This window comes from Rhodococcus sp. IEGM 1302 (assembly GCF_030056935.1).
Lineage (GTDB): Bacteria > Actinomycetota > Actinomycetes > Mycobacteriales > Mycobacteriaceae > Rhodococcus_F > Rhodococcus_F qingshengii.
Genome location: NZ_JASHKY010000050.1, coordinates 1 through 13,318 on the forward strand (window position 1 = coordinate 1; position 13,318 = coordinate 13,318).

The following is a 13,318-nucleotide window of genomic DNA, read 5'->3' on the forward strand; positions in this document are numbered from 1 at the left end:
TCACCATCGTCGTCGCCAACGACGACGGCGGCGGTATCTTCGAGCTCCTCGAACAAGGCGACCCGCAGTACGCCGGCGTCTTCGAGCGAGTGTTCGGAACACCACACGGCATGGACCTCGCTGCGCTGTGCGCGGCCTACCGCGTGCCCCACGCAGCGGTCACCGTCGACGCCCTGGCAACGACGCTGGCGCAACCGGCCAACGGCATTCGTGTGCTCGAGGTCGCGACGGATCGCAGTGGGCTGCGCGAACTCCACGCTTCCGTGCGGGCACAGCTGTGACGCAAACGGTTCTGCGTCGTCTCCGCATCGGCGTACTGGTGGTTGCGGTCGGCATTTCCGTGCTCGCGGTGATCCTGGTTCTCGGTGCCTGGCGCAACGATCGGACCATCGAATCGAACATGGGGACCGCAACTGCCGAGGTGCTCTCGGCAGGCTCGCTACGTTCGGCGATCAGCTTCGTGACACCGGACGGCGCCAACCACAACCCTGAACTCGGCGTGCTCTACCCCACCAATCTGACTGTGGGACAACGCATCGAGGTGGAGTACTCCAAAGCCGACCCTGATTTGGTCCGGGTAGCGGGACGCAACGCGACGGTGGCGCTGATCCCGGCAGGATCGGTGATCGTCGTGACGTGGCTCCTGGCTGGACCGTCGATCTGGTACCTGCGCAAGCGGGAAGCGCAGGCGGCAAGTTCGGCGCCGGTCGCCTCGAGTTAGTTCGCGCTTCGCCCGAACTTCACACGAACATGACGTGGACTTTTCCTGGCCCTGTCACCGTTCTCGGTGTGAGAGTAGCCATCGTTGCGGAGTCATTCCTGCCCAACATGAACGGCGTCACCAACTCGGTACTACGCGTGCTCGAACACCTCGATCGCACTGGCCACGACGCCATGGTCATTGCGCCGGACACCGTCGGATCCGACACCTCTGCCGCCACCGAACACGAAGGCGTTCAGGTGGTTCGGGTGCCAGCCGTCATGGTGCCCAAAGTCAGTTCACTTCCCGTCGGCCTGCCGCAACCACGATTGACCACGGCCGTGCGGACCTTCGCGCCCGACGTCGTCCATCTGGCGTCACCGTTCCTGCTCGGCGCCGGGGGAGTGGCCGTCGCGAAGCGGCTCGGGATCCCGACCGTCGCGGTCTACCAGACCGACGTCGCCGGATTTGCCGAAAGCTACGGTCTCGGCGTCACCAGTCGCGCCGCATGGGCGTGGACCCGTCGAATCCACAAGAGCTGCAACAGGACACTCGCGCCCTCCACGTCGGCAGTCGACGCCCTCGAAGAGCACGGCATTCCGCGCGTGCACCGATGGGCCCGTGGCGTCGACGCACAACGATTCGCGCCTTCGCGTCGTAGCTCGGTGTTGCGGCAGTCCTGGATCGGCGACAGCGACCGGTTGGTGGTCGGCTTCGTCGGTCGCCTCGCGCCCGAAAAGCACGTCGAACGATTGGCGGCCCTGGCCGGCGATCCCAGTGTGCAGATCGTCGTCGTCGGAGACGGCCCGGACCGCGAGAACCTACGACGACTGATGCCGGACGCGATCTTCACCGGACAACTCGGCGGTACCGCGCTGGCCGACGCCTACGCGAGCCTGGACGTATTCGTTCACCCCGGCGAGCACGAGACCTTCTGCCAGGCGGTCCAGGAAGCCCTCGCGAGCGGTGTGCCTGTCGTCGGACCGGACGCCGGCGGACCACGTGACCTGATCTCGCATTGCCGCAACGGCTACCTCCTGCCGACGGACAGGTTCACCGAACTCCTGCCAAGCGCCGTGGACGCACTTCGTCAGCGTGATCTGCGGGTGCAGTTCGGCTCCGCGGCGAGGCGCTCGGTGCTGCACCGGACCTGGCCGGCAATCTGCGAAGAGTTGCTCCGTCACTACGAGGACGTGCAGGGCCTCGGGCGGCGAACGGGTGCCAGAGCAGCCTGAACGCCCTCGCTGCACGAGGGTTGGTAGCGTTTCGGGTGTGGCCACTACACACGGAACCCGAGCAACTCTCGAGAAGCAACCGCACGAAGTAGCGTCGATGTTCGACGACGTCGCGGAGCGATACGACCTCACCAACACCGTGCTGTCCTTCGGCCAGGACAAGGGTTGGCGCAAGGCCACCCGCGAAGCCCTCGACCTCAAGCCGGGCGAGAAGGTACTCGACCTCGCCGCCGGAACCGGAGTCTCGACCGTCGAACTGGGGCGCTCCGGTGCCTGGTGCGTCGCCACCGACTTCTCCAAGGGCATGCTCAAGGCCGGAATCTCGCGCAAAGTTCCGATGGTCGCCGGTGACGCGATGTACCTGCCCTATGCCGACAACGTGTTCGACGCCGCGACGATTTCCTTCGGCCTGCGCAACGTCTCCGACTTCGAAGCCGGACTGCGTGAGATCGCCCGCGTCACCAAGCCGGGCGGACGTCTCGTCGTCAGCGAGTTCTCGACGCCCGTCTTCGGGCCCTTCCGCACGGTCTACATGGAGTACCTGATGAAGGCGCTCCCGCAGGTCGCACGCACCGTCAGCAGCAACCCCGACGCCTACGTCTACCTCGCCGAATCGATCCGCGCCTGGCCGACCCAGGAAGAGTTGGCCCGCAAGATCGAGGCTGCCGGCTGGAAGAACGTCAAGTGGCGCAACCTCACCGGCGGCATCGTGGCGCTGCATTACGCCACTGCCTGAACTGCTGTGCGCCTTTATTAACCCCCGGCGGTTAATAAAGGCGCACAGCACTTGCTCAACCGAACAGCGGCCGGGAGTCGATCTTTCTCGACGCGGCCCCCGACGCACGCCATGCCTTCGCCGTCAGATCGGCGTCGGCGTCGGTGACGAGGTTCCCCATCACCCGAACGGCGACCGTCATCAGTGCCCGTGAGCGCATCGCGATCGGACCCGACGCGGGCAGGAACTGCGGAACCGTCAGCAGGCCTGCGAGCCGGCGCGCGACCGAGAACGCCTGCCCGTAGTGCTCCCGAAGCACGGTCGGCCACAGCTCCGTCAGATCGTCGGCGCCGAGCTGTTCGACCACCAGACGTCCGCCTTCGAGGCCGTAGTCGATGCCCTCACCGTTGAGCGGGTTCACACACGCTGCGGCGTCGCCGATCACGGCCCAGTTGCGTCCGGCGATGTTGGAAACTGCTCCACCCATGGGTAGCAAAGCCGAAGCGACGGAATGTATTTCGCTGCTCCACTGCCACTCGCTTCGGCGCTGATCGGTGTAGAGGTCGAGCAAGGGTCGCAGGGCACCTGGAGCCGGGCGCTTGGACGTCGCCAGTGTCCCGACGCCGATGTTCACCTCGCCGGTGCCGAGCGGGAAGATCCAGCCGTACCCCGCCTGCAACGTGCCCTCCGCGTCCCGCAGTTCCAGATGCGAGGTGATCCACGGGTCGGCGCTGCGCGGCGTAGCGACGTACGCGCGTGCCGCGACGCCGTACGCGGTGTCCCGGTGCCACTGCCGTCCCAGCTTCTTGCCGAGCGTCGAGCGAACGCCGTCGGCGATGATCAGCGTCCGACAACGAAGGGTGCTTCGTCCCGAGGGGCCGGCGAGTACGACGGCGGCTACTCGATCACCGTCGAGTTCGACGTCGACGGCCTTGGTGCCCTCGACCATGACCGCGCCCGATTCGACGGCGCACCGGCGAATGGCGTCGTCGAGTTCGGTCCGGGGGATGGCGCTGCCGATCGGCGGGAACGACGTCCCCGGCCACTCGAGTTCGAGTTCTTGTCCGAAGCCGGACAACCGTAGTCCCTTGTTCGTCGTGTGTGACCGAACCCACTCGCCGAGGCCGAGGAGATCCAGTTCGGCCACGGCGCGCGGAGTGAGTCCATCACCACAAGTCTTGTCTCGCGGGAAGACGGCAGCGTCCACCAGCACGACGTCTCGGCCGCTGCGGGCGGCCCACGCCGCGGCCGAAGAACCCGCGGGACCTGCGCCGATGACCACAATGTCGGTTTCGTTCGGAAGCGAATCGACGACGGGGGACTGCTCTTCTACGGACACACTCACATCTTCCCAGGCTCGCGATCGCCACCGTGGCGAGGCCGTCCCGAGTGCGAACCGCTAGGTTCACTACCGTGGGAACCGAGCCGTCACTGACGACAGGAATGGGTACTGACATCGTGAGCACCGAAAAGACTGCTGCCGACGCAACCGCATCGAGCACCGTCGTTGCAGGCATCGACCTGGGCGACGAACAGCTCGCCGCAGTAGTGCGTGGTGGACTCTCCGATGTCGAGGAGTTGTTGGTCAGCGAGCTGTCCGACGGAGAAGACTTCCTCACCGAGGCCGCGCTGCATCTCGCGCGAGCTGGTGGAAAGCGCTTCCGTCCGTTGTTCACGATCCTGACCGCGCAACTCGGACCGGTGCCGAACGATCCGTCGATCATCACCGCAGCGACTGTCACCGAACTCGTTCACCTGGCGACGCTCTATCACGACGACGTCATGGACGAGGCGTCCATGCGGCGCGGAGCACCCAGCGCCAATGCCCGCTGGGGAAACAGCGTGGCGATCCTGGCCGGCGACTATCTGTTCGCGCACGCATCACGACTGGTGTCGACGCTCGGACCCGAGGCCGTTCGGATCATCGCCGAAACATTCGCCGAACTGGTCACCGGCCAGATGCGCGAGACGATCGGTGTCAAGAAGGAGCAGGATCCGGTCGAGCACTACCTCAAGGTCGTGTGGGAGAAGACCGGTTCGCTGATCGCTGCTTCGGGACGCTTCGGCGGCACCTTCTCCGGCGCCGACGCAGCTCACATCGAGCGCCTCGAGCGCCTGGGTGATGCCGTCGGCACCGCGTTCCAGATCTCCGACGACATCATCGACATCTCGTCCGTATCGGCGCAGTCCGGCAAGACGCCCGGCACCGACCTGCGCGAGGGAGTCCACACCCTGCCCGTCCTGTACGCGTTCCGCGAAGAAGGGGCCGACGCAGATCGCCTGCGGGAGCTGCTCGCGGGCCCGGTTACCGAAGATGCCCTGGTAGAAGAAGCTCTCGAACTGCTCGAGCGTTCGCCGGGCATGGTCAAGGCGAAGGCAAAGCTGGGCGAGTATGCCGTCGCGGCGAAAGCTCAGTTGGCTGAGCTCCCGCAGGGACCGGCCAACGAAGCGCTCGTGCGTCTCGTCGATTACACGATCGAACGAGTCGGCTGACACCTCGGCGAATCGGGGCCACCGGGTGGAAACCCCGACAGTCACTGGGTGGGAACCCTGATGACCCTGTCCTTCGTTGACTGAACAGAACCGGTGCATACACCGGGGAGTTCGGGTGAGCCTTCGGCTCCAGCGAGGCAAGAGGTGAGCGGTTTGCACGGCTACGCGAACGGTGCGAAGACATTCGGCTTGTTGGTGGGGATGTCGGCGCTGATCGTCTTCATCGGCTCGCTGTTCAACAGCCCGTTCCTTCTGTGGGGATCCGTTCTGTTTGCCGTCGGCATGAATGCCTACGTGTACTTCAACAGCGACAAGCTGGCGCTTCGATCGATGCGCGCCCAGCCCATCACCGAGGTCGAGGCACCGGCGATCTACCGGATCGTGCGCGAACTCGCCACGACGGCGCACCAACCGATGCCCAGGCTGTACGTCAGCCCCACGAACGCCCCGAACGCGTTTGCCACCGGTCGTAGCCCTCGGCATGCCGCGGTATGCGTGACCAGCGGCATCATGCAGATCCTGAACGAACGCGAACTGCGTGCCGTGCTCGGGCACGAACTCTCCCACGTTTACAACCGGGACATTTTGATCTCGTCCGTGGCCGGCGCGATGGCCAGCGTCATCTCTGGCCTGGCCAACTTCGCGATGTACGCGAGCATCTTCGGCGGCCGAGGGAACGGGCAGGGAAGCAATCCGATCGCGCTGCTGCTCGTCTCCCTGCTGGGACCGATCGCAGCAACCGTGGTCAAGCTGGCCGTCTCGCGCTCTCGCGAGTACCAGGCGGATCAATCGGGAGCCGAGCTCACCGGTGACCCGCTGGCGTTGGCGTCGGCGCTGCGCAAGCTCGAGTCGGGCGTGGCAGCCGCGCCGTTGCCGCCTGAGCCCAAGCTCGCGGCGCAGTCACACCTGATGATCGCCAACCCCTTCAGAGCGGGGGACAAGGTGAGCAAGCTGTTCTCGACGCATCCGCCCATGGCGGATCGTATCGAGCGTTTGGAGAAGATGGCGGGGATGTAGGGGCCTTCGGCCCCTGTGAGCCTTTCTGGTCGTCGGAACTACCAAAAAGGCGCACAGGGGCGCAGCCCCTACTACCGGTAGTTCACGAACTGCAGGGCGATCCCGAAGTCCTCACCCTTGAGCAGGGAGATGACGCCCTGGAGGTCGTCGCGCTTCTTGCTGCTCACACGAAGTTCCTCACCCTGGATCTGCGCCTTGACGCCCTTGGGGCCCTCGTCGCGAATCTTCTTGGTGATCTTCTTCGCGTTCTCGCTGCTGATGCCCTGGACCAAGGTTCCGGACAGCTTGTAGATCTTTCCGGACTGCGCCGGCTCGCCGGCATCGAATGCCTTCAGCGAGATGTCGCGACGGATCAACTTCTCCTTGAACACGTCGAGGGCGGCCAGCAGTCGCTCCTCGGTGTCGGCGTTCAACGTGATCGTCTCTTCACCAGACCACTCGATCGACGCTCCCGTGTTTCGGAAGTCGAAACGCGTGGTCAACTCCTTGGCAGCCTGATGCAGGGCGTTGTCCACCTCTTGACGGTCAACCTTGCTCACCACGTCGAAGGACGAATCAGCCACTTCACACTCCCGCTTTCCGGTAGTTCACGAACATCGAGTTCCGCCCACCTTCCATACCGGTGGACACCTCGACGTTATCGGGTCGGCACCGCCCGTTACCACCCGGTTTGCAAAATGGGGGTGTGTTCGTTGTATTCTTCTCACCGCACCGAGGAAGCCGTTTTCGGCCGCCGCACGTCGCGATATACTTGCGAATGCGCCGGATCGAAGCCTGGTGCAAGCACGGCAGATTGCCCGAGCGGCCAATGGGAGCGGACTGTAAATCCGTCGGCTTATGCCTACGTAGGTTCGAATCCTACATCTGCCACACCAAGTCAGCCCCGATTCTCTTCGCGAGAGTCGGGGCTGACTTTTTTGTGCGTGTACCGAGGTCGAGCGCGCGTTGGCGACGCAGGCGCCGGCTTCGGCTCAGGGGTGTCGGAGGCTCAGGGGCCTCGGGATGGGCCCCGGGGGATGGTTTCAGGGGGAGTGCGGGGTCAAGTTGGTTCCCGCAAAGCCCTCGCCAGCGGCCTCGATCGGTGCAACAATGGGCTCCGGCACCATTTTTGCCCCGATGACCAGCGGATTTGGTGCTGGCGCTCGTTCGTGTGTAATCTTTCGGAGGCTTCAAGAGAGCGGCAACGCGCTCCTGAGCCACGCCCCCTTAGCTCAGTCGGTAGAGCGTTTCCATGGTAAGGAAAAGGTCAACGGTTCGATTCCGTTAGGGGGCTCGCTGGATTGTGGTGCCGTGCTTTCCGCGCGACACTCGACACCGAGGCGGTGTAGCTCAGTTGGTAGAGCAAACGACTCATAATCGTTGCGTCGCCGGTTCAAGTCCGGTCACCGCTACACAATATGCATGATCCACCCTGATTGCTCGTAATCAGATACACCCGAAAGAAGGCATCCCGTGGCCTCCTCGACCGACGTTCGGCCCAAGATCACCTTGGCCTGCGAGGTATGCAAGCACCGCAACTACATCACCAAGAAGAATCGGCGCAACGACCCCGATCGCCTGGAGCTCAAGAAGTTCTGCCCCAACTGCGGAACCCACCAGTCGCATCGCGAGTCGAAGTAGTAAGTCCTTAACAGGACGACGATTTTCGCGGAAGACCCTCTCTGGGCCTGCGTCTTCGGGTCCTAGCTAGAAGAGAGTCTCACCGCGTGACAGATTTGCAAGAGAACCAGGCAGCGGCCGAGGTCCCTACGGACCCGGCCGCTCATGCCGTCCAGATGGTCGGTCACCACTATCGTGTCGAAGACTTCTACGAGGTCGGACGCGAGAAGGTGCGCGAGTTCGCTCGCGCCGTCCAGGACGCCCATCCCGCGCACTACGACGAGACGGCAGCCAAGGGCCTCGGATACGACGGCCTGATCGCTCCCATCACGTTCGTCGCCATCGTGGGTGCCATCGCTCAGCGACGTCTGTTCGAAGAGATCGTCACAGGCTACGACCTGAGTCAGATTCTTCAGACCGATCAGCGCTTGGTGCTGCACAAGCCCATGCAGGTCGGTGACCGACTCTTCTGCGACGTCTTCCTGGATTCGTTCAGGCAGGCCGCAGGTAGCGACATCATCGTGACCAAGAACATCATCACCGATCAGAACGACGAAGCCGTCGTCACCACGTGGACGACGCTTGTTGCTCGAACGGGTGGGGAAGTGGACGAGAACATCGCCCACGCAGTCAAGGACGTGATGATGCATGTCGCTTCGTAAATTTTCCGACGTGAGTGTCGGCGAACTTCTCCCCGAGAAGTCCGTCACTCTGACGCGTGGAAACCTCGCCAACTACGCGGGTGTTTCGGGAGATCCCAATCCGATTCACTTCAGTGACGAGGTCGCACGACTTGCCGGCTTGCCGGACGTCGTCGCGCACGGCATGCTCTCCATGGGCATCGGTGCCGGCTACGTCACCGAATGGCTGGGAGATCCGGGCGCAGTGACCGAGTACAACGTACGGTTCACGAGCCCGGTGATCGTGGCAGCCGACAAGGCTGCCGAGATCGAGTTCACCGCCAAGGTGAAGTCGATCGACGAAGAAAGCAAGACCGCAGTACTGGCAATTGTGGCCAAGTCCGAAGGTAAGAAAATCTTCGGTCGTGCCACTGCCACGGTCCGTCTAGCCTGATCGCAGGGCGGATTGTGTTTGTTCCGGGGCTTTGAAGTACACTGAGATTTCTGGGATTCCTCAGCGCTGCGCGCTGCCCTGAATGTTGCAAGACATTCACCTCGGGTAGCGCGTATGTTGTGTGATCGCAGAACGGTTGATTCAGGCAGGGTCTACCTGTCGAGGTCAACCAAAGGGGCGTAGCTCAACTGGCAGAGCAGCGGTCTCCAAAACCGCAGGTTGCAGGTTCAAGTCCTGTCGCCCCTGCCCCCGGATGCCAGCGACTGAGAGGAACGACGTGAGCGAGGAGCGCGCCAAGCGCGACGCCGACACTTCGGATGCGGAGACTTCACTGTCTGCCGATTCGACCGGTGTCGACGACACTGCAGCTGACGCGACTACGCGTTCCGATCTTTCGTTGGACAAGGACGGTGCCGAAAAGGCTCCCTCCGCATCCAGTGGGGTTTCCAACAAGCCGACCGGCAAGCGCGCTGCACGCGGCGCCTCGGTCAGCGCGTCCACCGTGAAGACTCCGGCCCGGACGGCATCCCGGACATCTTCGGCCAAGCCGACTGCAACGAACCCCGGCAAGAAGCCCAAGGCGAAGAAGGACAACATCTTCAAGCGCCTGCGCAAATTCTTCCGCGAGGTCATCGCAGAACTCCGTAAGGTCATCTGGCCGAACCGCAAGCAGATGATCACCTACACCAGCGTCGTGCTGACGTTCGTGGTCTTCATGGTCGCTTTCATCAGCGGCGTCGATATCGCTGTGATCAAGGGTGTCACCTGGCTGTTCGGCTGATCGCCGTAGCAGTCGGGCGTCTTTGCCTGCGAGCGCGACAAGACCCGACCCGGGTCCGAGTAACGAGAGGAAGCGAGTGCCCCAGTGAGCACCCCCGAGAACGACACGAATGAGGCTTTGGCCGAAGAGCGTGTTTCTGCCGAGGCGGCAGCCGAAGTAGACGTCGTGGTTGCCGAAGGCACCGATGCAGACGTTGCCGAAGGCACTGATGCAGACGCTGCAGCGACCGAGGACGTCATCTCCGACGATGCCGAGAACTCCGACGAGGCCGCTCCCGCCGCCGAGCTCGAGGTCGAGGATCCCGTTGCCGAACTCAAGGCTGCGCTGCGCCGCGCCCCGGGTGACTGGTACGTCATCCACTCGTACGCCGGTTACGAGAACAAGGTCAAGACCAACCTCGAGACTCGCGTTCAGAACCTCGATGTCGGCGACTACATCTTCCAGGTGGAAGTTCCCACCGAAGAGGTCACCGAGATCAAGAACGGCCAGCGCAAGCAGGTCAACCGCAAGGTTCTGCCCGGATACATCCTCGTTCGCATGGAGCTCAACGACGAGTCGTGGGGCGCCGTGCGCAACACGCCTGGTGTCACCGGTTTTGTCGGTGCCACGTCGCGTCCCTCGCCGCTGACCCTCAACGAGGTCGTCAAGTTCCTGCTCCCGCAGCAGGAGCAGAAGAAGCAGCAGGCTGCAGCGGCCGCCGTCGCAGCAGGCGAGGCACCGTCCGAGTCCTTCGGCAAGCCCCTCATCGAGGTCGACTTCGAGGTCGGCGAGTCGGTCACCGTCATGGACGGCCCGTTCGCAACCCTTCCGGCCAGCATCAGCGAGGTCAACGGCGAGCAGCAGAAGCTCAAGGTTCTCGTGTCGATCTTCGGTCGTGAAACCCCGGTTGAGCTCAACTTCAACCAGGTCGCGAAGATCTGACCACCCCAAAACTTGCAATTTGTTCGACGCAAGACACACACCCAAGCTAGAAACTAGGAACTAGAGATGCCCCCAAAGAAGAAGAAGCTCGCCGGGCTCATCAAGCTGCAGATCCAGGCAGGTCAGGCTAACCCTGCACCTCCCGTGGGTCCCGCGCTCGGTCAGCACGGCGTGAACATCATGGAGTTCTGCAAGGCCTACAACGCGGCGACTGAGTCCCAGCGCGGCAACGTTGTGCCGGTCGAGATCTCGGTCTACGAAGACCGGACCTTCGATTTCAAGCTGAAGACCCCTCCCGCCGCCAAGCTGCTCCTCAAGGCAGCCGGCGTCGCCAAGGGCTCCGGCGAACCGCACAAGACCAAGGTTGCCTCGGTGACCATGGATCAGGTGCGCGAAATCGCGAAGACCAAGGCTGAAGACCTCAATGCCAATGACATCGAGCAGGCCGCGAAGATCATCGCCGGCACCGCTCGTTCCATGGGCATCACGGTCCAGGGCTGATAGTCCGCTCCACAGCATTACGTGGGAGGGCCGGCCAGGCCCCGACCACAACTGAACCATTCACCACTGCACAGGTAATTCGCTGCAGTGACAAGTAAGGACAGAACAAATGGCAAAGCGCAGCAAGGCGTACCTCGCCGCCGCTGAGAAGATCGACGCAGACAAGCTCTACAGCCCGCTTCAGGCTGCAAAGCTCGCCAAGGAGACGTCGTCCACCAAGATGGATGCAACCGTTGAGGTTGCAGTTCGTCTGGGCGTCGACCCCCGTAAGGCTGACCAGATGGTCCGCGGAACGGTCAACCTGCCCCACGGCACCGGTAAGACCGCTCGCGTCATCGTGTTCGCTGTTGGCGAGAAGGCAGCAGAAGCCGAGGCTGCAGGCGCTGACGTAGTCGGTGCAGAAGACCTGATCGAGCGCATCCAGGGTGGATGGGTCGATTTCGACGCCGCAATCGCGACTCCTGATCAGATGGCCAAGGTCGGCCGCATCGCCCGTGTCCTCGGACCGCGTGGCCTGATGCCGAACCCGAAGACGGGCACCGTCACGGCGGATGTCACCAAGGCTGTCAACGACATCAAGGGCGGAAAGATCAACTTCCGCGTCGACAAGCAGGCCAACCTGCACTTCGTCATCGGCAAGGCATCGTTCGACGATGAGAAGCTGGTGGAGAACTACGGCGCAGCCCTGGACGAGATCCTGCGTGCGAAGCCCTCGTCGGCCAAGGGCCGCTACGTGAAGAAGATCACGGTCTCGACCACCACCGGTCCGGGCATCCCGGTGGATCCGAACCGTACTCGCAACCTCCTCGAGGATGCTGCAGACGCGTAAGCAGTCCGCATACGAACAAGAAGGCCGGCAGGGATCACTCCCTGCCGGCCTTCTTGCCGTTTCGGGAGAGGGTGATCCCCGCCGGTGGTATCGGTCCATCGGTGGTATCGGTCCATCGGTGGTATCGATCTAACGGTGGCATCATCGGGGTATGCACGAAGCGTTCCAGTTCCTCGGAAACTTTTGGTGGCTGATCTTCGTTTTCGGCGGCACCATCGGTGGGGCGCTGAAAGGTGTCGCGGTTGCCAACGAAAGGCGGATCGAGCGCCGGCAAGAGCGCTTCCGGCTCAAGCAGCAGACCAAGGTCGCCATCGCGCAAGCCAACGCACAACATCACGCCGACGAAGAAACACAGCGCCGAGAGCTGGCCAAGGCAATCGAGCAGCACGATGCGGTCGACGCCCGATGGTTCTCGTACGAGCTCGATCCGGTCACACTGCTCGACACCCCGATGATGACGGACATGCGCGAGCCTTTGACCGCCGATTTTCATCGAGCCAAATATCGTGCCGATCTGCTTCGCCCAGGCAATCCGGAGACGATGATCGGCAACCAGCAGGCACAAACCGAGTACCGCGAGGCGGTGCACGCTTACTCGATCGCCTTCGAAATCGCGGAAGCTGAGGCGAAGCGCCGCCGACGGAGCGGATTCACCCTCGACGAACAAGAACGCCTGGTAAGGGCGCAACGTCTGCTGCGACTGGCCATGGACGAGGGCGCGACGCCACAGGAACGTCAGAGTGCGTACCGGAAGGCCCACAAGGAACTCGATGGATTGCTGGTGTTGCCGGACCGAGCTCGGGCAGCAATCGAACACAAGATCGCCAGGGCTATCGGTGCTTGAAGGAATCGGGTGCGTGACGAACTCGATTTGGTTGTGCAGCGAGCAGTCAGGTAGTCTTCGAGGCGGAGTTCAGTGCTGGATATGAACTTCACCCCAAAATCATGTTCTACCCAAGACCGTTGGTGATTGCACTCAGTGATGGGTGTGGTTGAAAGTCCGGGAGTGCCCGGCGGCCCACGTAGGTGAACGAGGTAGGGGGATAGCTTGATGTAGTGGTTCTACAGTTTGCCTGGTTATGCACTGCCTCGCTTTGCATCGTTACGCTGATTCGTAAGCCTCTTCTTCATGTTTCCTCTGTACGCCCCGTGCGCTTGCGCCGGGGCGTTTTGCATGTCGCGGACTGTGTCTTCTCGGGTTCACCCCGATGAGGTGCAGCGGTTCCTGAGTGGGACAACGACTGTCACGAGAGGAGGCGAAGTATGGCAAAGCCTGAGAAGGTTTCCGCAGTTGCGGAAATCACCGAGCAGTTCAAGGGTTCGACCGCCGCTGTGGTCACGGAATACCGTGGCCTTTCGGTTGGCAACATCACGACACTGCGACGCGCTCTCGGAGAAGGTGCCACCTACTCCGTCGCCAAGAACACCCTGGTCAAGCGTGCCGCCGCAGAGG

General features: G+C 62.9%; 17 protein-coding genes and 4 tRNA genes. 19 read left to right on the top strand and 2 right to left on the bottom strand.

Going from position 1 to position 13,318, the window contains the following annotated elements; genetic code table 11:
* The 4 genes from QM609_RS28790 to QM609_RS28805 form a co-directional block, all read left to right on the top strand.
* Positions 1-281: thiamine pyrophosphate-dependent enzyme (locus QM609_RS28790; RefSeq protein WP_502942731.1), on the top strand; the 281-nt coding region annotated here is incomplete at its 5' end.
* Positions 278-721 (top strand): DUF3592 domain-containing protein, encoded by a 444-nt coding sequence (locus QM609_RS28795; protein ID WP_007728471.1) that lies wholly within the window; start codon positions 278-280, stop codon positions 719-721. The genes QM609_RS28790 and QM609_RS28795, both read left to right, overlap by 4 nt.
* A gap of 68 nt (positions 722-789) precedes the next feature.
* Positions 790-1,935, top strand: a complete 1,146-nt coding sequence (locus QM609_RS28800; protein WP_197523597.1) for a glycosyltransferase family 4 protein — start codon at positions 790-792, stop codon at positions 1,933-1,935.
* Positions 1,936-1,972: 37 nt separating this feature from the next.
* Positions 1,973-2,671, top strand: coding sequence for a demethylmenaquinone methyltransferase (locus tag QM609_RS28805; RefSeq protein WP_003941879.1), 699 nt, complete (start codon positions 1,973-1,975; stop codon positions 2,669-2,671).
* 55 nt (positions 2,672-2,726) lie between these two features.
* On the opposite strand, the gene QM609_RS28810 is transcribed toward QM609_RS28805, so the two are convergent.
* On the bottom strand, positions 2,727-3,989 hold the full coding sequence (locus tag QM609_RS28810; protein ID WP_371684349.1) for a geranylgeranyl reductase family protein: 1,263 nt from the start codon (positions 3,987-3,989) through the stop codon (positions 2,727-2,729).
* Positions 3,990-4,093: 104 nt separating this feature from the next.
* Between QM609_RS28810 and QM609_RS28815 the strand changes: the two genes are divergently transcribed.
* A complete protein-coding gene (locus QM609_RS28815; protein WP_037129929.1) occupies positions 4,094-5,143 on the top strand; it encodes a polyprenyl synthetase family protein in 1,050 nt (349 codons plus the stop codon).
* Positions 5,144-5,296: 153 nt separating this feature from the next.
* Positions 5,297-6,160 carry a zinc metalloprotease HtpX gene (gene htpX / locus QM609_RS28820; protein WP_007728460.1) on the top strand — a complete coding sequence of 288 codons (864 nt, stop codon included), beginning with the start codon at positions 5,297-5,299 and terminating at the stop codon, positions 6,158-6,160.
* Between the two features lie 71 nt (positions 6,161-6,231).
* Here htpX and QM609_RS28825 read toward each other — a convergent pair whose 3' ends face one another.
* On the bottom strand, positions 6,232-6,723 hold the full coding sequence (locus tag QM609_RS28825; protein WP_003941854.1) for a YajQ family cyclic di-GMP-binding protein: 492 nt from the start codon (positions 6,721-6,723) through the stop codon (positions 6,232-6,234).
* A 224-nt stretch (positions 6,724-6,947) separates the two neighbouring features.
* Between QM609_RS28825 and QM609_RS28830 the strand changes: the two genes are divergently transcribed.
* From QM609_RS28830 to rplJ, 13 genes are all read left to right on the top strand, one after another.
* Positions 6,948-7,030, top strand: a tRNA-Tyr gene (locus QM609_RS28830).
* Between the two features lie 330 nt (positions 7,031-7,360).
* Positions 7,361-7,433 (top strand) — tRNA-Thr (locus tag QM609_RS28835).
* Positions 7,434-7,478: 45 nt separating this feature from the next.
* A tRNA-Met gene (locus QM609_RS28840) sits at positions 7,479-7,551 on the top strand.
* A 61-nt stretch (positions 7,552-7,612) separates the two neighbouring features.
* On the top strand, positions 7,613-7,780 hold the full coding sequence (gene rpmG, locus QM609_RS28845) for a 50S ribosomal protein L33 (protein ID WP_003941903.1): 168 nt from the start codon (positions 7,613-7,615) through the stop codon (positions 7,778-7,780).
* Between the two features lie 86 nt (positions 7,781-7,866).
* Positions 7,867-8,421 carry a (3R)-hydroxyacyl-ACP dehydratase subunit HadA gene (gene hadA, locus QM609_RS28850; RefSeq protein ID WP_007728457.1) on the top strand — a complete coding sequence of 185 codons (555 nt, stop codon included), beginning with the start codon at positions 7,867-7,869 and terminating at the stop codon, positions 8,419-8,421.
* Positions 8,408-8,833 carry a (3R)-hydroxyacyl-ACP dehydratase subunit HadB gene (hadB, locus tag QM609_RS28855; RefSeq protein ID WP_003941909.1) on the top strand — a complete coding sequence of 142 codons (426 nt, stop codon included), beginning with the start codon at positions 8,408-8,410 and terminating at the stop codon, positions 8,831-8,833. The genes hadA and hadB overlap by 14 nt, the downstream gene beginning before the upstream one ends.
* A 173-nt stretch (positions 8,834-9,006) precedes the next feature.
* Positions 9,007-9,079: transfer RNA gene (locus tag QM609_RS28860), tRNA-Trp, on the top strand.
* A gap of 31 nt (positions 9,080-9,110) precedes the next feature.
* Positions 9,111-9,614 (top strand): preprotein translocase subunit SecE, encoded by a 504-nt coding sequence (gene secE / locus QM609_RS28865; protein ID WP_064113968.1) that lies wholly within the window; start codon positions 9,111-9,113, stop codon positions 9,612-9,614.
* Positions 9,615-9,698: 84 nt separating this feature from the next.
* Positions 9,699-10,535: a transcription termination/antitermination protein NusG gene (gene nusG / locus QM609_RS28870; protein ID WP_003942049.1), complete on the top strand. Its 837-nt coding sequence runs from the start codon at positions 9,699-9,701 to the stop codon at positions 10,533-10,535.
* 66 nt (positions 10,536-10,601) lie between these two features.
* Positions 10,602-11,036: a 50S ribosomal protein L11 gene (gene rplK / locus QM609_RS28875; protein WP_003941896.1), complete on the top strand. Its 435-nt coding sequence runs from the start codon at positions 10,602-10,604 to the stop codon at positions 11,034-11,036.
* Positions 11,037-11,145: 109 nt separating this feature from the next.
* Complete coding sequence (gene rplA, locus QM609_RS28880) at positions 11,146-11,865, top strand: 50S ribosomal protein L1 (protein ID WP_003941982.1); 720 nt, start codon at positions 11,146-11,148, stop codon at positions 11,863-11,865.
* A 151-nt stretch (positions 11,866-12,016) separates the two neighbouring features.
* Entirely contained in the window at positions 12,017-12,709 is a 693-nt protein-coding gene (locus QM609_RS28885; protein ID WP_042453090.1) for a hypothetical protein, read from the top strand.
* Positions 12,710-13,128: 419 nt separating this feature from the next.
* Positions 13,129-13,318, top strand: a 190-nt coding sequence (gene rplJ, locus QM609_RS28890) for a 50S ribosomal protein L10 (RefSeq protein WP_283337645.1), incomplete at its 3' end; no start/stop codon positions are given.

Bases quoted from the DNA above. Each gene is read 5' to 3' on its own strand.
- QM609_RS28815 (WP_037129929.1), top strand. From the start codon at position 4,094: ATGGGTACTGACATCGTGAGCACCGAAAAGACTGCTGCCGACGCAACC.
- QM609_RS28885 (WP_042453090.1), top strand. From the start codon at position 12,017: ATGCACGAAGCGTTCCAGTTCCTCGGAAACTTTTGGTGGCTGATCTTC.
- rplA (WP_003941982.1), top strand. From the start codon at position 11,146: ATGGCAAAGCGCAGCAAGGCGTACCTCGCCGCCGCTGAGAAGATCGAC.
- hadB (WP_003941909.1), top strand. From the start codon at position 8,408: ATGTCGCTTCGTAAATTTTCCGACGTGAGTGTCGGCGAACTTCTCCCC.
- rplK (WP_003941896.1), top strand. From the start codon at position 10,602: ATGCCCCCAAAGAAGAAGAAGCTCGCCGGGCTCATCAAGCTGCAGATC.